4 protein-coding genes are annotated in these 22,122 nt (G+C 70.5%); all 4 read right to left on the bottom strand.

The annotated features are described in order from the left end of the window. Window positions 1–5: 5 nt before the first annotated feature. The 4 genes from ACXJ3V_RS06500 to ACXJ3V_RS06485 all read right to left on the bottom strand — a co-directional run bounded on the left by ACXJ3V_RS06500 (window position 6) and on the right by ACXJ3V_RS06485 (window position 22,118). The gene (locus ACXJ3V_RS06500; RefSeq protein WP_457099462.1) at window positions 6–6,932 is read right to left on the bottom strand and encodes a hypothetical protein; all 6,927 of its coding nucleotides are present in this window, start codon (window positions 6,930–6,932) and stop codon (window positions 6–8) included. Window positions 6,933–7,108: 176 nt separating this feature from the next. After that, the gene (locus tag ACXJ3V_RS06495; protein ID WP_457099461.1) at window positions 7,109–14,440 is read right to left on the bottom strand and encodes a hypothetical protein; all 7,332 of its coding nucleotides are present in this window, start codon (window positions 14,438–14,440) and stop codon (window positions 7,109–7,111) included. A gap of 80 nt (window positions 14,441–14,520) precedes the next feature. Then, window positions 14,521–15,039: a Pycsar system effector family protein gene (locus tag ACXJ3V_RS06490; RefSeq protein WP_457099460.1), complete on the bottom strand. Its 519-nt coding sequence runs from the start codon at window positions 15,037–15,039 to the stop codon at window positions 14,521–14,523. Beyond that, window positions 15,036–22,118, bottom strand: coding sequence for a hypothetical protein (locus ACXJ3V_RS06485; protein WP_457099459.1), 7,083 nt, complete (start codon window positions 22,116–22,118; stop codon window positions 15,036–15,038). The genes ACXJ3V_RS06490 and ACXJ3V_RS06485 overlap by 4 nt, the downstream gene beginning before the upstream one ends. Window positions 22,119–22,122: the final 4 nt, after the last annotated feature.

Genomic DNA, 22,122 nt, shown 5'->3' with positions numbered 1-22,122 from the left:
AGCCCTCAACGCACCCCGAAGGTGACGGTGAATGCGGTGCCGTCGGCGAGCAGGACCCGGTAGGTGTACTCCTTCCCGCTCGCGAGCTTGAGGGTCTGGATGTGCCCGGTCCACAGCTGCGCCGACTTGGCGTAACTGAAACCGGCGCCCACCGGCGGGTACCAGAGCTCATTCACCCGCGCCGAGGGCGACAGAGCCGCGGCGGCCACGAGGGTCGTGCTCTGCACGAATCGCCTCGTCCCGATCGGCACGCCGTCGGCGTCGCAGGCGCGGAAGACCACCGGCACGCCGGACGAGCTCCGGAACACGCTCGACCCGTCCGCGTTGAGCGGGGCCAGAGCGACTCGGTCGTCCACCCCGCCGCAAGCGGTCAGGGGCTCGTGCACGGTGTAGTTCGCGGGGGCGGTGCTGCGGTTGCCGGCGACGTCGGTCGCTTCGCAGAGGACGGATGCCGGGCCCGCCGTCGTCGTCTGCGGCACCGCGCAGGATTCCGAGGCGACGCCGGACGAGGCATCCGTCGCCCTCGCCTCTGCCGTGGGGGCGGGTGCCCCGACCTCGACCGTCGCGGGCGTCACGCGGGGATCGAGCGTCGGCCCATGGCCGTCGTACTTGACGACGACGGTGGCGGTGGCGCTGCGGCCGAGCAGGTCGGTGACCGTGCCGGTCACCTCACGACCGGTGCTGATGGTGTCCTGATCGACCGGCACGGCGGCGGGGCACACGCCCACGAGGGGCGCTGAGTTCGTGCAGGTGAACGTCACCGTCACCGCAGTCGTGCTCCACGTGCCCTCGGCGTAGGCGACCCCCGGGCTCGTCTCCGCGACGGCGGTGATCGTCGGGAGCGGCGGCGGCGTCGGCGTCGCGCGCACGAGCAGATCGGCGGATGCCGCGTGCCCCGTGCCGCGCGCGTCTGACGGGGTGACCGTCACCGCAATGACGTCGCCCGGCTGGGCGATCCCGTCGAGGGCGAGCGTCGCCGCCGTCTGGTCGGGGATGCTCACGCCGTTGCGGGTCCACGCGTAGGCGAGCGCGACCGGGTCGTTCTCGGGGTCGGAGGGCGTCGCGATCGCCATGAGGGTGCTCGTCGGCTGGGCGGGGGAATCGCTCGGCGAGAGCGAGACGTGGACGGCGGGGGGAGCGTTCGGCGCAGGCACGTCCACGGCGAACGACGTGCGGGTGCAGGCGTCCGCGCGGCAGACCGCCAAGGTCACGGTGAAGTGCCCTGGGCGGGTGAAGGTCTGATCGATGAGGGCCCGCGTGGTGGCGCCGTCCGGGCCCGTCTCGACCGCGGCGGGCGACGTGACGACGCCGCCGTCGGCGGCGGTCACCTGGACGGACGCGGTCAGGCCCCGGGCGGTGGTGAGGGGGACGGATGCCGTCAGCGCGGCGTCGGCGACCGCGACGGTGACCGGCACCGCTCGCAGGAGCCGCTCGCCTGCTGCGATCGTGACGTCGGGTCCGGGATCGCCGAGCGTGGGCGCCGGTGCGTTTGCGACATCCAGATGTCCTCGTGCGGTGTCGGTCGTGACGTTGCCCGCTCCGTCGACGACCTGCAGGATCCACCGGAAGGCGACATCCGGCACGGTCGCCACCCACAGATCCGGGTCGGTGCCGCCGGCGACCGGCGGTTTCACGGCGGCCCGGGCCCAGACGCCTCGAGTCTCGTCCTGCCGTTGGACGAGCAGGACGACGGCGGCGACGCCGCTGGGATCCGACGCCGTGATCGCCATCTCGCCCTGCCCCAGCCCTGGCACCTTCAGCGCGTCGATGACCGGACCCGTCGTGTCGGTCGACCCGGCTGGGCCGTAGACGACGCGGGTGTCGAAGGCGGTGAATCGCTCCACCCTCGACTGCCCGCCGGCGCCCACCTCCACGCGCGATGGCGTCACGACCAGGTTGTGCACCGTCCCGGCAGGGGTCTGCTGCCTCGTGATGGTGGCGAACGTCGAGGGGAACGCGAGATCGGTGCGGGTCGCGGTTGTCTCGGGCACGCCGACGCCGGGCTCGGCGATGGCGGCATGCGTCTGGTCGTCGAACGCCGAGGTGAGGGCGGTGAGGATCGCTCCGCGGGGCACGAGGTCGCCGGGCACGCCCGGCAGCGGCGTCAAGATACGAGCGAGGACGGGCTCACCGGCGACCGCTGCCGGCGCCTGGCCGTTGGCCGTCAGGTAGGACACCGTCTGCCCGGCCGAGTTCGTCGCCGTCATCGTCTCGAACGACGGGGTGAAGCTCAGCCCTGCCGAGGTCAGCCCGTCGGCCGTGGTCACGGTGAGGCTGGGGGTGTCCGGCAGCGGTGCGGCCTTCGTCGCGCCCTTGAAGGTGTACATCGGCAGGCCGTAATAGACGGCCTCCATGAGCGCCTTCTCGTCGTATCCCGAATACAGCCCGAGCCCGCCGAGGTAGGACTGCTTCGCGTAGGTGAGCGCGCCGGCCGCCGAGACCGGGACGTCACCCGCCGCCAAGTGCACCGAGACGCCGATCCAGTCGGCGTAGAGGGCGAGCAGGCGCTCGCCGAGGGCGGTCGTGACGTTGTTGGCGAGGCCGTAGCCGGTGTTGCCCACGTAGCCGCCGGCGTCGGAGAAGACGTCGACCCAGTCGGTGGTGTCGCCGTAGTAGGCCGTGGGGAGGTTGTTGCCGGCGTGACAGCCGATCCCGAAGATGAGACTCCCCGCCAGTTGAGGGGCCTGCTCGTGGCCCGCGGCGAGGAGGAGGTCGGAGTCGGAGAAGCGGCCCGATTCTGCACCGAGCACACCCGGGAGCATGCGCGTCTCGTCGGCGTGCGTGTTGACCGACACTACGGCCGCGCTCGCGCCCGAGGCGGGGAAGAGGCCGTTGGTGAGGTTGCCGGCGTTCCACACGCCGTCGCTGCCGAGCTCTCCGCCGACCGGACCCGTTCCGAGGGTTCGGTTCACCGCGGAGCGCCAGGCCAGCGCGGCGCTCACCTCGGCAGGGAGCTCCGCCCACGCTCCGTAGCCGCCGGTCAGTGTCGAGCTGCCTTCGAGCTGTCCGCCGGCGGCGACGAACCGGTCGACGGTGCGCACGATCTGGTCGGGGCCGTCCACGAGCCGGCCGAGTGCGACCGTCGGCACATAGAGGTAGCCGCCGAGCGACTGGTAGGCCTGCGCGAGTCCGTAGGGGTCGTCGGTCAGGATCTCGGATGCCGCGGCCGCCGCGGAGAGCGGCGTCGCGCAGGGATCCACGCCGCTGAGCGTGGCCGGGCAGGAGCCGCCTGCCAGCGGCGCGGCGAGGCGCAGGTCGGCCGCGTGGCTCGTCTCGGTGAACTGCGAGGTGTGCTGCGGCACCGGTGCGAGCGGAATGATGTCGTCGCCGCCCACGATCACGATCGAGGAGATCTGACTGCGTGCGGCGCCCAGCTCAGCCGACACGAAGGCGTTGATCGCGGCGGTGAGCGTGCGGCGCGCCTGCATCGAGCACGGGTTCGCATCCAGTGCCGCGCGCGCCGCGCGCACGGCGGCGTCTTCATCGACGGACAGCACGGCGCCCTGGACCGTGCCCGTGCCGACGTGGCCGGTGTTCGTCAGGCCGAGGAGGGCTGCGCGCACCCGGACGGTCGCCGCCTCGCCGTAGGTCTGGGTGAAGCGCCGGGTGTCGAAGAGGTAGACGGTGTTCGTGGCCCCGGTCACCGGGTCGCTGGCGCCGGTGGCGGTGATGTCGGTGTCGAAGGCGGGCACGTAGGCGCTGCACGCGGTCTCGCCGGGTTCGTCGAGGTACTGCACGCGCAGCGAGTAGAGCGCGGCGCTGGGTCGGCCGTTGCCGCTCGTCACCCGCACAAGCAGAGGCTGGCCGGCTGCGGCATCCATCGATGCCGCCTCCACCCGCGCGGTGCCGTCTCCGCCGCCGACGGCCTGGTCGACCAGCGTCTGGCCGGGGACCTCGACTCCGGCGTCGGCACCCGACTCGGCCGGCTGCCCGCCCGGACCGCTCTGCTCGGTGGCGGGCGTCCCCGGCACGACACCGGCGTCCTGCACGCCGAGCGCCGACTGTCCCGCGCCCTGGGAGTAGAGCGACAGCGAGATCTGGCCGTCGGTGGCGTTCGTCGAGACGATCAGGCGCTTGCCGGGCGGCGGCGGATTCACGAGGTAGTAGTCCTCGTCCTGTGCCGGCCCCTGGATGATCTGGCCCTCGTCGTTCAGCTGCCGGTACTGCGGTGCGACCCACTCGTAGGTGATCTGGCTGTCCAGCAGCACGCCCGGATCGCCGTTCTGCCAGACCCCGTTGACCAGGTTGTGGTCCGGGTCGTCGAAGGTCGGCACGGGAGCGTCGCCCGTCATCGTGTCCGAATCCGTGAGCGCGCCGCTCGTCAGAGTTCCGGTCGCCTTCGGCGCACCCGGGCTCGTCGTCACCGTGAAGTACGCCCGGATCGCCAGCACGGTGCCGCCCGCGGTGTCGGGCAAGGCGAATTCGGCGCGCGCGCCCTCGACCCTGGCGCCGCCGGACTGCGGCCGGTCTTCGAGGATCGACCGGTCGGGCCCGGAGCCCCACAGATACTGCAGGTACGGCGAGGTGCCGTCGGGTGACGTCAGGGTCGCGGTCGGAGCGGCGAAGGTCGTGGCCTCACCGGGGCCGGGGTCGAAGGTGTACCGGAAGATGGCGACCTGTCCGCAGCGCAGGATGAGGTCGCAGCCGGTCGAATCCGTCCCCGCCTCGGCGAGGTTCGGGTCGAACGAGCTCGCCGCGATCTGCTCCCAGGGGTAGCTCGGCGCATCGAGCATCGACATGAGGAGGATGCCGACGGTCACGGAGTCCGGCGCTCCGGCAGCCAGATCGGCCGGTGTCGCGTCCGGCAGGAAGGGGAGGGTCGAGATCGGGCCGGTCGCGGGGTAGCCGAACAGTATGTCGCGCGACGCGAGCGTGAGCGCCGACGCGTCGATCGCGCCCAGGGGCGTGCCTGCGAGGAACAGGTCCTTCATCCGGAGTTCGGAGAGGAGGGTGTCCTGCGCAGGAAGCGTGTTCAGGGGGACGGCATCGACACCGGAGCGCTGGATGTCGAGACCGGCCGCGTCGAGATCCGCGAGGGCGAACGTGTCGTCGATCGTGAGGTCGATCCCCTGCCCCTCCAGGAGGGCCTGCCAGCGCTCGAGCGGAGTCGATGCCGTGCCGGCGATGGGCACTTGAGCGAGCGATGCGTTCCCCAGCACGAGTGAGGCGAGGGTGAGGGCGTCGAGCCCGCTGCCGTCGAGGTGGAAGTCCTCGAGGGTCAGGCTCTGGATGAGCAGGGCGGCGGCGCGCTGGGGTTCCTGGGCAGACGCGTCCGCGAGGGTCTGCTCGGCCCAGGCGAGCACCACGTCGAGCGTCACCGTCTGCACGAGCTCGCCGGCGTACGGCGTGTCCGCGAGCACCTGATCCCACCCGCCGGGGAGATCGAGCCGGTAGATCGGCAGCCGGTAGATGGGGAGACGGTAGATCGGCAGTCGGTAGATCGGCGAGTTCGTCAGGAGCAGCCGGTAGATCGGGAGCCGGTAGATGGGGAGCCGGTAGATCGGCAGCCGATAGATGGGCAGGCGGTAGATGGGCGCGTTCGCGATCGCGGCGGAATAGCCGCGCAGCGAGGTGAGCGGAATGGATCCGATGTCGATCCGCGTCATGAAGCCGGGGGTGCCGAGCGAGCCCTGCGTGTTGGAGACCGACAGCCCGGTGTTCGAGTGCGTGTCCATTGCGAAGATCGAGCTGGGCGCGGGCGCCGCTGCGGCGTAGGCGACGGTTCGTCCGGATGCCGAGAGTGACGCCTGCGTGCCCTCGACGATGTCGGAGTAGGGCCGCGCCTGGCCGTGGCACGCGAGCGTTGTCCGGGAGTCCGTCCACAGCACTTCCTCGTAGCGGATGACGGGTTCGGGCAGAGCCACCGCGGGGGCGTTGAAGTCGTAGGGCGGTACGGTCGTGGTCCAGGCGACGTGGCTCCMGTCGGCGGAGATCACCGGGTCGGCCGTGAAGCCGACCCGCGGGTCGGTGCTGTCGGTGCCGACGGCGGCGTAGTAGTAGGCCGCATCGAACGTCGCCGCGATGACCGCCGGCAGGCCATCGCACACCTGGTCGTCGATGTAGGCGACGGTGTCGCCCGTGGCATCGATGCTCGGATCGTGGGAGTTCGAGGCGATGAGGTCCGCGAAGGTGCTGACGGCGACGATGTTCCCGCGATACACGAAATCGCCGCTCGTCACAGTGGCGGGATTCCTCGGGTCGAGGGCGTTCTGGTGGGCGACGAAGACGATCTCGCCGCCGTTCCCGCTGATCCGCGCCTGCTCGGTGCCGCCGGGCACCGAGAGCTCGCTCATGAAGCGGGTGAGCTGGATGTCGCCGAAGACCCCGTCGCCGTTCGCGTCGAGGTTGGCGAGGAAGGCGTCGGGCGCCGCGTTCGTGTCGCCGCTCGAGAGGTTCGTCGCGTCCGAGGTGAAGACGACGAGGTGACCGTCGTCGCTGATGTCGGGGTCGTAGGACGTGCCGTCGGGCTCGGCGGCGCCCTGCACCCGGAAGGTCCTGCCCAGCAGGGTGTCGCGCACGTAGACGCTCTTGCGGCGCGCGGTGCCGCCCGCCGCGACGAGGTTGGTCGCGGTGCTCGAGAACACGACATAGCGTCCATCCGCGTTGGCGACGCCTTCGCCGCTGGGCCCGTTCGCCTGTCCGGCGCCCGGCCCGCCATCGGGGAGGCTCACGCGCGCTGCCGCTCCCGAGAACGGGACAGCGGGTTCGGGTGCTGCGACCGACTCGAACACGTCCGCGACCCCGTTGGTGTCGCCGGGGACGAGATCGGTGGCGGTGGAGGTGAAGATGACTCGCTGACCGTCGGACGTCAGGAACGGCTCGGTCGAGGATCCGCCCGCGCTCTGGGATACCTGGAACGTCTCCGCCCCGGCCGGCGCGGGGATGCCCGAGGCGGCAGCCGAGACTGGCACGGGCGGCGCGACCGAGACCAAGCCGACGACGATCAGTGATGCGACGGCGGCTGCGGCGGTACGGCGCGGCTGCGTGCGAGTGCTCAGCGGACCCCCTCCTCCACGAGCGAGCCGGAAGGGCATGCCGATTGAGAACGTGCCCCAGATGAGAAGAATCTCACGAAGGAGCGCGCACCGCTATGGGTCGCGTGGTGTCGTCAGCGCACTCCGAATGTCAGCGTGAAGGACGTGCCGTCGCGGAGCAGCACCCGGTAGACGTACTGCCTGCCGGGGGTCAGTTTCGACGCCTGGATGTAGCCGGTCCAGATTCCCGTCGCCTTGTTGAACGCGAAGTTCGCCGACGGCGGGTACTTCTGCTCGTTCACGCCCGCCTGGCTGGGCAGTGGCGTGCTCGAGAGCGGCGTCACGCTCTTGACGAAGTCCTTCGTGCCGATCGGCTTGCCCGCAGCGTCGCATGCGCTGAACACCACCGGCACCCCCGACGAGCGCCCGAAGACGCTCGACCCGTCGGCGTTGACGGGGGCCAGGGCCTTGCGATCGAGGTTGGCGAGGCACAGGTGCGCAATCCTGACCACGAGCGAGGCGGACGCCGACTGTCCGAACAGATCCTCGATCGACCCGGTCACCGTGACGCCGGCCGCTGGCGTGTCGTCCGAGACCGTCCGCGGGGCGGGGCAGGCGGCCTTGAGCGGCGTGGGTGCCGTGCAGGTGAACGTCACCGTGACGGCTGAACCGCTCGAGGTGCCTTCGACGTACGGCTGGCCGCCGGCGGTGGTGGCGCTCGCTGAGATCGTCGGAGGCGTGGGAGCCTGGACGGTGAACCTGGCGGAGGCGGTGCCCAGGTTGCCGGCGACATCGGTCGCCCGGCACTCCACGGTGAAGTTCCCCGGCACGCTTGTCACCGGGCTGTCGCAGGACTGCGCGGCGAGGCCGGATCCGTCATCGGCCGCGTGCGCCTCGGCCGACGCGCTGCCGCCGAACGGCACCGGGTTCGGGGTGACGGTAGGCGCGAGGGACGGGGCCGTCCCGTCTGCGAGCACGACGACCTGCGCCTGGGCGGTGCGGTGCAGGCTGTCCTGCATCTCGCCGAGCACGACCTCGCCGTCGTCGTCCGTGTTCGCGATGGTCACGGAGGCGGGACACTCGACGACCATCGCCCCGGATGTGCACGAGAACGTCACCGTCACCGGCGTGCGACTCCACGTGCCCGCCACGTAGGCGCCGCCGCCGGCCGTCGCGGTCGCCGTGATGTGCGGTCCCGTGGGCTGTGCGGGCGGCTCCTTCACCAGGACGGTGGCGGATGCCGGGTGCCCGCCGCCGCGCGCGTCCGCCGGTGTCACTGTCACGCCGATGACGTCACCCGGCTGCGCGATCCCGGAGAGGGCGAGGACGGCAGCGCCGTTGTCGATCGGGACGCCGTTGCGGGTCCAGGCGTACGCCAGGGTCACGGCATCCCCATCCGCGTCCGCGCCGACCGCGGTGGCCGTGAGGGTCGAATCGGGCCAGACCGCGGCCGCGCTGCTGGTGAGCTCGACGGTCGCGGTGGGTGGGGTGTTGGCGACGGTCACCTCGAGCGGGAACGAGGTCGACTCGCACAGCTGCAGTCGACACACGGTGACGGCGGCACTGAAGGCACCAGGGATCGTCGTGACATGATCGAGGACGACATGCACGACGTGCGCAGAGTCCTGGGTGATCTCTGCCGCTCCGGAGGCGACCGCGTTGCCGGCTGCATCGATGATCGCGAAAGATCCGTCGAGACCGTCCGTGCTGTTCGCGTTGACGACGACCGACCGCACCACCCGGTCGCCGAGGGCGACCGAGACGGCATCGCCCGGGGCGCCCAGCCGCGGAGCGGACAGGCCAGCGGTGGGCAGCCGGCCGCGCCCGGTGTCGATCCCGACATGGCCGGCCGCGTCGACGGCCTGCACGATCCAGCGGACCGGGCCGGTGATGTCGATATCAACGACCCACGCGGTGCCCGGCTTGGACATCTGATACGAGGCCCAGGGGGTGCTGCCCGCGCTGCCGATCGGCTGGACGAGCAGCCGCACTGATGTGACGTCGGCGTCGGTGAACACGCTGAAGGTCCTGGCGCCGGGGAGCGGGGTCACAACGGCCCGGAAGCCCGGAGCTGTCGTGTCCGTCGACGTCGCGGGGCCGTAGACGACCTCGAGGTCCATCGTGTCGAACTTCTCCACGACCCCCTTTCCGCCGGCCGGGGCATCCACGCGCCCCGGCGTGACGACGAGCAGGTCGACCGGGCCGGTCGGGGTGCCCTGCCGTGTGACGTTCGCGAACGTCGACGGGAAGGCGACGTCGCTGCGCGCAGGTGACGGCTGCGTCACTCCGATCGTCGCCTCGGCGAAGGCAGGCACCGTGATGTCGGTCACCGTGGAGGTCAGCTCCTTGATGAGCGCGCCGCGCGGCACCATTCCGGCGGGCATCAGTGCCGGGTCGAGGCGCGAAACGACCCTCGGCAGGATCGGCTGCCCGGGGACTGCGAGCGAGTCCTGCACGGCGGTGGGGGCCGAGTTCGCGGCGGCCGCGAGATACGCGACGTCCTTGCCCGCGGCATCCTTCACCGTCTTCTTCTCGAACGACGGGGTCAGGGTGAGGCTCGCCGAGAGCAGCCCCTCCGAGGGCCCGGCGACCTTGGTGAGCGCGGGGATCTGCGGGAGCGGCTGCGCCTTGGTCGGCGTCGCGAACGTGTACATCGGGAGGCCGTAGTACACCGCCTCCATGAGCGCCTTCTCGTCGTAGCCCGAGTAGAGCCCGAGTCCGCCGAGGTAGGACTGCTTCGCGTAGGTGAGGGCGCCGGCGGCCGACACCGGCCGGCCGGCTGCTTCGACGCCGATCCAGTTGGAGTAGAGCGACAGCAGGCGTTCGCCGAGCGCCGTCGTCACGTTGTTGGCGAGCCCGTAGCCGGTGTTGCCGACGAAGCCGCCGGCCTGCGAGAACACGTCAGCCCAGTCGGCGACGTCGCCGTAGTAGGCGGTCGGCAGGTTGTTGCCCGCGTGGCAGCCGATCATGAAGAGCAGGGATCCGTCGAGCTGGGGCGAGGCGGTGTAGTTGCCGGCGTGCAGCAGGTCGCCGTCTGCGAACCGCCCGGCGTCGGCGCCCAGGACGCCGGGGAGCAGCTGGGTCTCGTCGGCGTGCGTGTTGATCGACACCACGCCCGCGGTCTTGCCCGTCGCGGGGAAGAGGGAGCCCACGGCATCGGCCTTGCTCCAGGTCTTGTCGGCATTCGCGCTGCCGAGCGTCGTGTTCGCGGTCAGCGAGCGCCACGTGAGGTTCTGGGCGACCAGGCCCGGCAGCTCTGCCCATGCCCCGTAACCACCGGTGAGGGCCGAATCGGCCTTGAGCACGCCGTTCGCGTCGACGAAGCGATGGATCGTCGCGAGGATCTGCGTGGGGGAGTCGACGAGACGGCCCACGCCGACCGTCGGCACGTACAGGTGCCCACCGAGGGACTCGTACGCGTTCGCGAGCCCGTAGGGGTCGTCCGTGAGGATGTGGTTCGTCGCCGCGGCGGACGAGAGCGGTGTCGCGCAGACATCGGCGGCTCCCGGCGAGAGCTTGGCCGGGTCGGGGCACGTTGACCCGTCGGGCGCGGTCGTGCGGCGGAGGGATGCCGCGTGGCTGGCCTCGTTGAACTGCCCGGTCTGCTGCGCGACGGGCGCGAGCGGGAGGATGTCGTCGCCGCCCACGATCACGATCGAGGTGATCTGCGCACGATGGTCGCCGAGTTGCGCCGACACGAAGGAGTTGACCGCGGCGGTGAGGGCGCGGCGGGCCGACATCGAGCAGGGGTTCGCGTCGAGCGTCCTGCGAGCGGCCTGCACTCCGGGGTCCGCGTCGACCGAGAGCACGGCGCCTTGGACGCTCGGCGAGCCGACGGTGGTCCCGTCGATCGTCTGCGTGCCGACGCTGCCGTGGCCGTTCAGTGTCGCCAGCGCAGCGCGCACGGCCCGCGCGGCCTTTCCGCCGTGGGTCTGGCCGAAGCGCAGCTGATCGAACAGGTAGAGCGTGTTCGTGGTGGCGGTCACGCCGTYGATCGACCCGATCGCCGCGACATCGGCCGGATCGCCCTCATCGACGGGAGCGGGCACGTAGGTGGACGTCCAAGCCGGGCACACCGACTCGGCGGGCTCATCGACGTAGTGTGCGCGGAGCGAGTAGAGCGCCGTGCTCCCGCTGCCGTCGCCGCTCGTCACGCGCAGCAGCAGCTCCTCGTTCGGCGCGGCATCCGTCGAGGCCGCTTCGAGCTGCGCCGTTCCGCCACCGCCCACGACCGCCTGGTCGACCAGCGTGTGGCCGGCGAAGGGCGCAGCGGCGTCGGCGCCGGTTTCCGCAGGTGCGCCGGCATCACCGGTCTGCTCCGTGACGGCGGTGCCTGGGACCGGAGTCGATGCCCCCGTGACGAGCGGGGCATCGGCGTCGGACGTCGCGAACAGCGCGAGCGCGAGCTGCCCGTCGGTCGCATTCGTCGAGATGATGAGCCGCTTGCCGGGGAGCGGGGCGTTGACCAGGAAGTAGTCCTCATCGATCACGGCACCCAGAATCGGGCCATTGTCGGTGTAGGTGCTGGGCTCCGCGGCGAGAGTCTCGTAATAGATGCGTCCGTCCTGCAGCGGCTCGCGCTCGAACTCGCCATCCACCCATCCCTGGCTGTCGCGGTTGTTCGCCCGATTGTCGAGGCTGCGGTCATCGGTGTAGTAGGCGTTCATCCGCAGGGACGCCGTGAGATCGCCGCTCGTGAGAGCGCCCGTCGCCGACGACTGCCCCGGCTGCGTCGAGGTCGTGTAGGCGATCTCGAACTCGATCGAGGTCCCGCCGGCGGCATCTGCGAGCGGGAAGCGCACCAGATTGCCGTCGAGCTGGATCGGACCCTGGTAGGCGACGCGATCCAGGCTCATCACGGGACCGGAGGCATTGGCGATGTAGGCGTTGTTCTCGATCGGGACGGTTCCTGCGGGGAGGCTCACCGATGCCGTCGGGGCGGCGAACGCATTCGGCTGGCCTGGCCCGGCGTCGAAGGTGAAGGTGAACTGCGCGCTGACCCCGCAGCGCTTCTGACCGTCGCAGCCATAGCCGCCCGCTGCCCTGACCGTCGCGCTCGGGTCGATGGCGGCCGGGGAGATCTGCTCCCAGGGGTAGCTTCCGCTGTCGAGCAGTGAGAACAGCAGGGTGCCCAGGGTCAGATCGCCCGGAGCGCCCTGGGCGAGGTCGGCCACGGTCGCACTGTCGAGCAGGGCGGCCTGGTTCGCTGCGAGAGTGCCGGTCTTGGTGGATCCGAAGAGCGCCGCCTGCGTCGCGAGATCGAGCGTCGCGACGTCGAGGTCGCCCAGTGGCGTGTCGGTGAGAAACAGGGAGCTCTGCGCGGAGCGCATCGGGATCGTGTCGAAGAGGGTGTCGGCGATCGGCAGGTTGCGCAGGATCGCGCCCTCGACGCCCGAGTGACCGATGTCGAGCCCCGCGGCATCCGCCTCGGCGAGCACCGTCGTGCCGTCGACCTGCAGGGCTATTCCCTGGGCATCGAGCACGTGCTGCCAGCGCTCCGTGTTCGTGCCGGTGCCGGCGATCTGGATGTCGGCGAGCTTCGCCGCGCCGAGCACCATCGACGCGAGCGACAGCGAGTCGACGCCGCTGTTGCTGAGGTCGAGGTCGTCGAGCGACAGCCCCTGGATGCGAGCGGCGGCTGCGACCTCTGCGGCCGACGCAGCCGGAACGCGCGTGCGGGCGTCCGCTGCCCACGTCAGCACCGCGGCGAGGGTCGTGCTCTGGGCGATGTCGCCCGCGAACGGGGTGTCGGCCAGGACCTGCGGCCATCCGCCCGGGATGTCGAGCCGGTAGATCGGGAGGCGGTAGATCGGGAGGCGATAGATCGGCAGGCGGTAGATCGGCGAGCTGTCCACCATCAGGCGGTAGATGGGGAGCCGGTAGATGGGGAGCCGGTAGATCGGCAGGCGGTAGATGGGAAGCCGGTAGATCGGCGCGTTCGCGAGCGCCGAGGCGTAGCCCGTCAGCGTCGAGACCGGGATCTTCGAGATGTCGGCCACCGCCATGTAGCCGACGTTGTTGAGCGCGCCCTGCGTCGACGTGACCGAGAGTCCGTCGTTCGAGTGCGTGTCGACCGCGATCGCGGCAGCCGGTGCGCTCGACAGGGCGGTGGACCCGCTGAACGCGGCAGTGCGCCCGGATGCCGACAGCGTCGGGGCTTCGCCGGTCCCGAGGACCTGCGCGTCCCCTGAGGTGGTGGCGCTGCACGCGATAGCTGTGTTCGCCTCCTTCCACCCGATGGTCGCCCACCGGATGACCGGCTGCGCAAGCTCCACTCGGGGAACGGCGGATAGCAAGGGCTGGGTCGACTGCCAGGCCGCCCTGCTGCCGTCGGCCGAGATCGCGGGAGCAGCGACGTTGCCGACGGAGTACGCCACATTGAACGTGCCCACGCCGATGAGGAAGTTCTGGCCCGAGTCGTAGGTGGAAGCGACGATGGTCGGCGTCGGCGTGGGGCTGCTGTTGCAGTCGTAGTCCGAGATGAAGATGACCACCTCGCCGTTGCCGCTGATCGCGGGGTGACGGCCGTCTGTGGAGATGAGGTTCGGGCTGCTCTCGGGCAGGGGGGCCCCTGCGGCATCCGTGCCGCCTTCGACGCGCAGCCGCCGGTACAGGTACTGCGGGTTGCCGAGCCCGTCGTGGAACTCGTCCAGCGGATAGGGCACGGTGAAGGCGAGGTGCTCGCCGTTGCCGCTGATCACGAGGTCGTTCATGCCGTGGACGGCGAGGCCGCTGAGCGCACTCGTGATCGTGACGTCGCCGCGGGTGCCGTCGCCGTTGGCATCGAGATCGGCGATGAAGCCGTCCTGCGCGTTGTTGAGGTCGAAGTCCACGATGGTCGAGGCATCCGAGATGAACGTGACGTAGCGGCCGTCGTCGCTCATGTCGATGCTGCGCGCGTTGCCGAGAGCTTGGCCGTTCGCGCCGTCGAGACGGATCGTCGTGCCGAGCAGCGTGTCGCGCACGTAGACGTCGATCCAGGCTCGGCTGTCGTAGTCGTCGGCGGTGAGGTTCGTCGCGGAGCTCAGGAATGCGACGTAGCGCCCGTCGGCACTCGGGATCGGGTCGGAGCTCGGCCCATTGGCCGGCTCCTGCGTCAACGAGGCGTCGGGTGCGCTGATGAGGATCGGCTTGCTGCCGAAGGGATCGGCCGTGCCGTGGGCGGTGGCGAGGAAGACGTCGGACACTCCGTTGGTGTCACCCGAGACGAGGTCGGTCGCGGTCGAGGTGAACGCGACGTGCTGGCCGTCGGGCGTGATCGTGGCCTCTGTCGAGCTGCCCTGGTCGGTCGGGGAGACGAGGAATGTCTCAGGAGCGAGGGGCGCCGCCGCAGCAGGTTCCGGGGTCGCCGGAACGACCACGAGGCCGGCGCCGATCACGAGGGTGATCGACGCGATCGCAACGCTGCGAAGAGACCGCGTCGACGTCGACGTACGGCCGAGCTGGGGTGCTGGTGCGGTTGGCATGCGTGGTCTCTTCCTCGAGCCCGATCGGGGTACTTCTGCCTTGCTGTGCTGCGCCTCACGGCGCGGTGGAGCTGCCCGTGTCAGGACGACACGAAGAAGAACGAAGCGACGACCAGCGCGATGCCGGCCCCCGCGAGCAGCATCGACCAGCGGATGCTGCGGTACTTGCGCTGGACGACCGCCGACAGCACGAGCAGCTGCTGGTAGGTGCGTTCGGGGGGCATGAGACCACGCTCGGCGAGAGCTTCGGCGACCTCCTGGGGCGACCCGAGCCCCCGCACCTGGCCCCAATAGGTGATGGCGCCTGGTCCGGGTCCCTTGCTCAGCCGCGGCCACACCGCCATGGCGGCCGCGACGACGGAGGCGCTGGCGGCGAGCACCCCCACCACCCAGAGCACGAGGCCGAAGACGCTGAGCGACTCCGGAGTCCAGTCGCCGCCCAGGAGACCGCTCAGCACGATGCTGAAGGCGATGCCGAGGCTGCCGATCAGCAGCGAGGCCTTGGAGTCGGCGCGGTCGATCTCGCCCATCACCTCGCCGAGCATCTCGGTGGCCAGGGCATGCGTCTGATCGTCGGGAGCCGACTTCTCATCGTTCATCGGGGCCTCACCACGCTGTAGTTCGCCGTTGCGGTGGACGTGTTGCCCGCGGCATCCGTCGCCCGGCACGTCACCGTCTTCTTGCCGAGTGTGGACGTCTGCAGGGCGCCGCACGACTCCGAGGCGATGCCGGAGAGCGCGTCCGTCGCGTTCGCCTTGACCACCGCGGTGCCGCCGAGAGGGATGGTCGACGGCGTCACGGTGGGCGCGAGCTTCGGCGGCGTGCGGTCGACCTTGACGACGAACTGGACGGTGGCGGTCCGCCCGAGCAGGTCGGTCACACGACCGGTCACGACGACACCCGCCTTGCCGGTGTCCTTCGACGTGGTCACCGGCGAAGAGCACTGCACCACCAGCACCCCCGAGCGGCACGTGAAGGTGACCTTGGTCGGCCCTTGACTCCAGGTGCCCTCGACGTAGACCGCTTTACCGACCTTGGCTGTTGCGGTGATGGTGGGTGCGTTGGGGGCTGGGGCGGTCACCGTGTACGACGCGGTGGCGTCGGGGGCTGTGTTGCCCGCGACGTCCGTCGCCGTGCAGGTCACCTGCTTGACGCCCGCCGTGCTGGTGTCGGGTGCGGTGCACGACTGCGACGCGATTCCGGATGCCGCATCCGCTGCGCCCGCGTCGGCCGTGGGCGCTGGACCATTCAGAGGAACGGTTGCCGGGTCGACGGTGGGGTGGAGTTCCGGCGCCGTGACATCGACCTTGACGAGGATGCTCGTCGAGGCGGTGCGGCCGAGAGCATCGGTCACCGTGCCGGGGATCGTCGTGCCTTCGGGCTTCGTGTCCGCGGTGATGTGCTCACTCGCCGGGCAGGTGAACACCGCGACGCCGGACGTGCAGGTGAAGGCGACCGTGACGGCGCTTCGGCTCCAGCCTTCGGTGTACACGCCGTCGTCGTTCGTCGCGGTCGCGGTGATGGTCGGCAGCGCGGGTTCGGCATGCACCTCGACCTCCGCGGATGCCTTGTGGCCGCCGATCTTTCCGTCCGTCGGAGAGACCGTCACCGAGATGAGGTCGCCGGGCTGGGCGAGTCCGTGCAGATCGAGGATCTCCCCGTATTGCTGCAGCGACACTCCGTTGCGGAACCATTCGTAGAAGAGTTCGATGGTGTCGCCTGCGTCCGGGTCGGTGCCCACCGCGTGGGCGGTGAGCGTCGACGTCGGATAGATCGTCTCCGAATCGCTGGTCACCTCGACGGTGGCGGTCGGTGCGGTGTTGGGCGGATCGACCGTGAGCTGGAAGGTCGATGTGCTGCACAGTGTCGCCCGGCACACCTCGAGCGACACGGTGTACGTGCCCGGCGTGCGCGCAGAGGTGTCGATCGTGGTGCGGATGACGCCGTCGGAGCCCGTCACGATCGGAGCGGAGTCGCCGCCGACCCGGACGCCGTCGGCATCTGTCACGGAATACGTGGCGGTGAGCTCGGATGCCGGGGCGCCCGAGACCGTGACCGTGCGCAGCAGGCGGTCGCCCGCGACGAGGTGGGCGGCGTCGCCGATCGAGCCGAGCTCGGGCTTCGGGAGGGCGTCCGTGGAGCCGGCGACCGCGATGCCGATCCTGCCGCGTGCCGTCTCGATCGCGACATTGCCGCTCGCGTCCACGGCCTGCAGGATCCAGCGCACGACGCCGGTCTCGGCGATCGAGGTCTGCCATCCCGAGCCGGAGGGTGTCATCCAGTAGGGGGTCCACGCCCCGCCCGCCTGACCCTCGGGCTGTACGAGCAGGAGCATTTTCGTGATCTTGCCCCCTGTGCCGTCCGCTGTGACGTAGAAGCCGCTGCCCCCGTTCGTGGGCGGTTCGATCGTCGTGAAGGTCGGTGGGGTCGTGTCGGTCGGGTTGGCGGGGCCGTACACGACGTCGAGGTCGAGCTTGGTGAACTTCTCCATCGTGCCCTGACCGCCTGCGGTCGTCTGGACGCGGCCAGGAGTCACGACGAGATTGTTCACGCGTCCGGCGGGCGTGTCCTGCTGCGTCACGGTCGCGAACGTCGAGGGGAACGCCGCCCCGGTGCGGCTGGGACCGGCGTCGCCGACGCCGATCGTCGACGTCGAGATCGCCGGCTGGAGCTGGGACAGCTCGGAGGTCAGCCCCGTGATCAGAGCGCCACGCGGCGTCAGTCCGGTCGGGGCGGCCGGAAGCTGCGTCACGATCTTGGGCAGCACCGGCTGCCCCGTCACGGCGAGCGCTGCGTCGTCGCCGACCGTGAAGTAGGTCACCGTCTGTCCCTGCTCGTTCGTCGCGGTGTGCGGCGTGAACGAGTCCGAGGGCAGGGAGAAGGAGAGACCGGCCGACGAGTACGACCCGAGCGGATCGGTCGTCGTCTTGACTTCGTAGAGGGCAGGGATCTTCGGCAGCGGTGCGAACTTCTCCTTGGCCACCGCCTTCGGCGTGTACATGGGCAGTCCGTAGTACACCGCCTCCATGAGCGCCTTCTCGTCATAGCCCGAGTAGAGGCCGAGTTCGCCCAGATAGGACTGCTTCGCGTACTGCAGCGAGGCGCCGGTCGAGATGAGCGCGCCGTTCACGGTGACGCCCACCCAGTCCGAGTAGAGCGACAGGAGCCGCTCGCCGAGCGCCGTGGTCACGCTGTTCGCGAGACCGTACCCGGTGTTCCCGACGAATCCCGCCGCGCCCGAGAAGACGTCCACCCAGTCCGCGCTGGCGGCCCCGTAGTAGGCCGTCGGGAGGTTGTTGCCGGCGTGGCAGCCGATCATGAAGAGCAGCGAGCCGGCCAGCTGACCCTGCTTCGCCGCGGTCGTGTAGTTCGAGGCGTTGAGCAGATCGAGTGGGGTGAACGTGCCGTTCTCGGCACCCGTGATGCCGGCCAGCATCCGGGTCTCGTCGGCATGCGTGTTGAGCGAGACGATCCGCGGCGACTGGCCGGTCGCGGGGAACAGCGCCGACTCGGCCGTGGATTTGCTCCACGGCTCGGCGAGCTGGTTGTTGTTCGCGCCCGAGCGCCACTCCAGGTCGGTCGTCACCTGCTCGGGAAGCTCGCTCCACGCGCCATAGCCGCCGCTCAGTGTCGAGTCCGCGTCGACGAGCCCGTGGTCGGCCGTGAAGCGCGAGATCGCGCCCTCGATCTGCGTCGGAGTCTCGACGAGACGGCCGAGCGCGACGTTCGGCACGTAGAGGTAGCCGCCGAGGGACTGGTAGGCCGTCGCCAGGCCGTAGGGGTCGTCGGTGAGGATGTGGTTCGTCGCGGCCGCAGCCGAGATCGGCGTGGCGCAGGGGTCGATGGCGCCCACCCCCACGATCGCGGAGCAATCGCGGCCGGGCGCGCTGGTGAGGCGAAGGTCCGCCGCGTGGCTCGCCTCGTTGAACTGCGAGGTGTGCTGGGCGACCGGCGCGAGCGGGATCATGTCGTCCCCGCCGACGATCACGACCGAGGCGATCTGATCGCGGTGGGCGCTGATCGTCTGCGTGACGTAGGCGTTGATCGCGGCCGTGAGCTTGCTCCGCGCGGTCATCGAGCAGGGATTATCGTCGAGCGCGCTGCGCGCGTTGCGGACGTCTGGATCGGAGTCCACCGACAGTACGGCACCCTGCACAGTCCCGCTTCCGACGTGCCCCGTTCCGGTCATGGTGCCCAGCGCCGTGCGCACGGCCCCGGCATCCGTCGCACCGTAGGTGTCGGTGAAGCGCTGGGTGTCCAAAAGGTAGAGCGTGTTGGTGTCGGCCGTGATGGGGTCGCTCACGCCGGGGGCAGCCTGCGCGGTCGGGCGTGCGGTGCAGACGACCTCGGTGGCCTCGTCGATGTAGCTGACGCGGAGCGAGTACATGGCGGAGCTCGCCTTGCCGTTGCCGCTCGTGACACGGATCAGCAGCTCGTCGCCGGGTGCGGCATCCATTCCGGCGGACTCGACCGTGGCGAGCCCGTCGCCGCCGCCGACCGCTTGGTCGATGAGGGTCTGGCCGGCCACCGGAGTGCCCGCATCTGCGCCGGGTTCGGCCGTGCCCACCGAAGCCGGCGTCTGCTCGGTCGCGAGGGTCCCGGGCACGGCACCTCCCCCGGCGGCGCCCAGCGGCGCGGCGGCGGTTCCCGTCGACGGCGCATACAGACCCATCGAGATCTGCCCATCGCTCGCGTTGGTCGACACGATGAGGCGCTTGCCCGCGGGCGGCGCGGCGACGCGGTACCAGTTCTCGTCTCCGGCAGGACCGAAGACGCGTTCGCCGGTGTTGTCGTCGTTCCTGATGGACTCCGGCGAGATCCAGCCGTAGTAGACGGAGCCCTCGGCCAGGAGCTGGCCCGGCCGCGCCGGGTCGGACCATTGGCCGTTCACCCGATCGGTTATCGGGTCGTCCAGCCCCAGCAGGTTTCGGAAGACCGTGAGCGATTTCGTCGCGGAGAGCGTGCCGCTCGTGAGTGTGGCCGTCGCCTGGCCGTCGGTCGGCATGGCCGTGCGCGGAGCGAACGCGAGCAACCCGAACATCGTGCCGGCCGGGGTGTCGTCGAGGGGAATCGTGATGCGGTCGCCGTCGATCTGGACCTGACCCGTGTAGTTGCTGTAGGCCGTCCACGACTGACTCGGTCCCGATCCGGCCGCGACAAGGTCCGTCGGAGTCGTCGCGGGCGGCATCGTGATCGTCGCGGTCGGCGCGGTGAACATCGTGGGTTCGCCCGGTCCCGGATCGAAGGTGAAGCGGAAGTACGGGCCGCCGATGATCCGCTCGTTGGTCGTCAGCGCACCCGGGGAGGAGCTCGTGGTCGCGGACTGGACCGACGCGGGATCGATCTGCTCCCACGGATAGCTCGGGGTGTCGAGGATCGAGAACAGGAGCGTCCCCAGGGTCACCTGTGCCGGGGCGCCGAGGGCGAGATCGGCAACGGTCGCCTTGGGGTCGATCGCCGCCTTGTTCTGGGCGAGGGTGCCACTCACGGGCGACGTGAACAGCGCGGGGTTGAGCGAGGCGGCGTCGACCGCGCCCAGGGGGGTCTTGTCGAGGAAGAGGTCGCTCACCTTGAGCTGGTCGAACAGCGTGTCCGGCACCGGAAGTGCGTTGAGGGCGACCTGTTCGACGCCCGTGCGCCCGATGCTCAGGCCCGCGGCATCCACGTCGGCGAGCACGGTCTGTGCATCGACAGCGATGCCGATGCCTGCGGCCTTGACGAGAGCCTGCCACTTCTCGAGGTTCGTGTCAGAGTCCGAGCCGGAGCCTGCGATCGGGATGTCGGCGAGATGCGCGCCGCCGAGCACGATCGACGCGAGGGAGAGCGCGTCGATGCCGGAGCTGCTGAGGTCCATGTCATCGAGCGACAGGCCCTGGATGCGGTGCGCGGCGTCGATCTGCGCCGCGGTCGGCGTCGGCGTCGCCTCAGGGGCGAGTGTCGTGGCGGCCCAGGCGAGGACGTCGGAGAGCGTCACACTCTGCTCGAGCTGCCCGGCGAACGGGGTCGGGGCGAGCAGTTCGGGCCAGCCCCCCGGCACGGCGAGCCGGTAGATCGGGAGCCGGTAGATGGGCAGGCGGTAGATCGGCAGTCGGTAGATCGGGGAGTCGCTCACCATGAGCCGGTAGATCGGCAGGCGGTAGATCGGCAGCCGGTAGATCGGCAGCCGGTAGATCGGCAGCCGGTAGATCGGGGCGTTCGCGAGGGCCGACGCATAGTCGGTCAGCTGCGACGCGGGAACCTTCGAGGTGTCGATCGAGGTGATGTATCCCGACTGCAGCAGCTCGCCCTGGGTGCTCGACACCGAGAGGCCGTTGCTGCTGTGGGTGTCGGTCGCGACGACGGATGCCGCGCCGGGCGTCGCGGCAGGGACCGAGTACGCGATCGTCCGACCAGACGCCGACAGCGTCGGGTCGATGCCCGGGGCGACATCCACCCAGTCCGCCCTCACGATGCCGGTGCACTCGAGGGAGTCTGACGCATCCCACCACGACGGCGCCTGCTCGCGGATCACCGGCTGGGCCAGCGGTGTGGTCGGCGGGTTGGTGAAATCGAAGTAGGGCTGAGTCGTCTCCCACGCGACCATGCTCCCGTCCGCGGACACGGTCGGATGCGCGACATAGCCGAGGCCCTTGAAGACGCGCGCCGTTCCGGCGCCGATCGTGTACGTCACCGGGTCTTCGAACGTCGACACGGCCACGAACGGCTCCGGGAGGCCGTCGCTCGGGTCGTCGTCGCAGCCGGTGTCCTTGATGTAGGCGATCACGTCGCCGGTCGCGTCCACGGCGGGCTCGTGGCCCTCCGAGACGACGTGGATCCGGTTCCACACCCGATCCCAGCGGTACACGAAGCTTCCCGTGACGGGGCCCGGCGCCGCACCCGTCTCGAGGCCCGCCATGCCGGCGGTGAAGACGACGGTGTTGCCGTTGCCGCTGATGACCGTCTGCGTCACTCCGCCGGGTACCACGGTGCCCGCGAGCACGCGGGTGATCGCCAGGTCTCCGTAAGTGCCGTCCCCGTTCGCGTCGAGGTCCGCCAGGAACCCGTCCGCGGCCGCGTTCGTGTCGCCGGGGGAGAGGTTCGCGGCCCCCGAGGTGAAGACGAGGTAGCGGCCGTCGTCGCTCAGGTCGGCCGCGGAGGAGCTGCCGTCCGGCGTGGCGGCGCCCTGCACACGGAAGGTGCGCCTGAGGAGCACGTCGCGCACGTACACCTGAGTGCCCGGCGCGGTCGCGTCGCCGGTGAGGTTGGTGGCTGCGCTCGTGAATGCGACGTACCGCCCGTCGGTGCTCGCGACGGGCGCCGAACTGACGCCGTTCGCAGGCACCTGCGGCCTCGCTGAGTCGGGGGCGCTGACCAGCACCGCGGCGCCTGAGAAGGGGCTCGTCGAGCCCGGCAGGGCCGTGGACAGGAAGATGTCGGCGACCCCGTTGTCGGCGCCGGGTGCGAGATCGGTCGCATCGGAGGCGAAGGCGACGTGCTGGCCGTCCGAGGTCAGGTATGCCTCGCTCGATCGTCCTTCGGTGGTCTGCGAGACGGGGAAGGTCTCGGCCTCGGGGGGAAGGTGCCCCGGGACTGCGGCCCGGGCGGGCGGAGCGGTGGGCGCGAAGGCCACGAGTCCCGCGACCAGGAGCGCCGCGACGGAGCTCACCGCGACGGTGCGGAGGTGGGGTGATGCGATCATCGGG

The organism is Microbacterium sp. P5_E9 (assembly GCF_054049175.1).
Note: the sequence above shows the minus strand (reverse complement) of the source record. Positions and strands in the feature narration are given on the sequence as shown.

Bases quoted from the DNA above. Each gene is read 5' to 3' on its own strand.
- ACXJ3V_RS06490 (WP_457099460.1), bottom strand. From the start codon at position 15,039: ATGAACGATGAGAAGTCGGCTCCCGACGATCAGACGCATGCCCTGGCC.
- ACXJ3V_RS06485 (WP_457099459.1), bottom strand. From the start codon at position 22,118: ATGATCGCATCACCCCACCTCCGCACCGTCGCGGTGAGCTCCGTCGCG.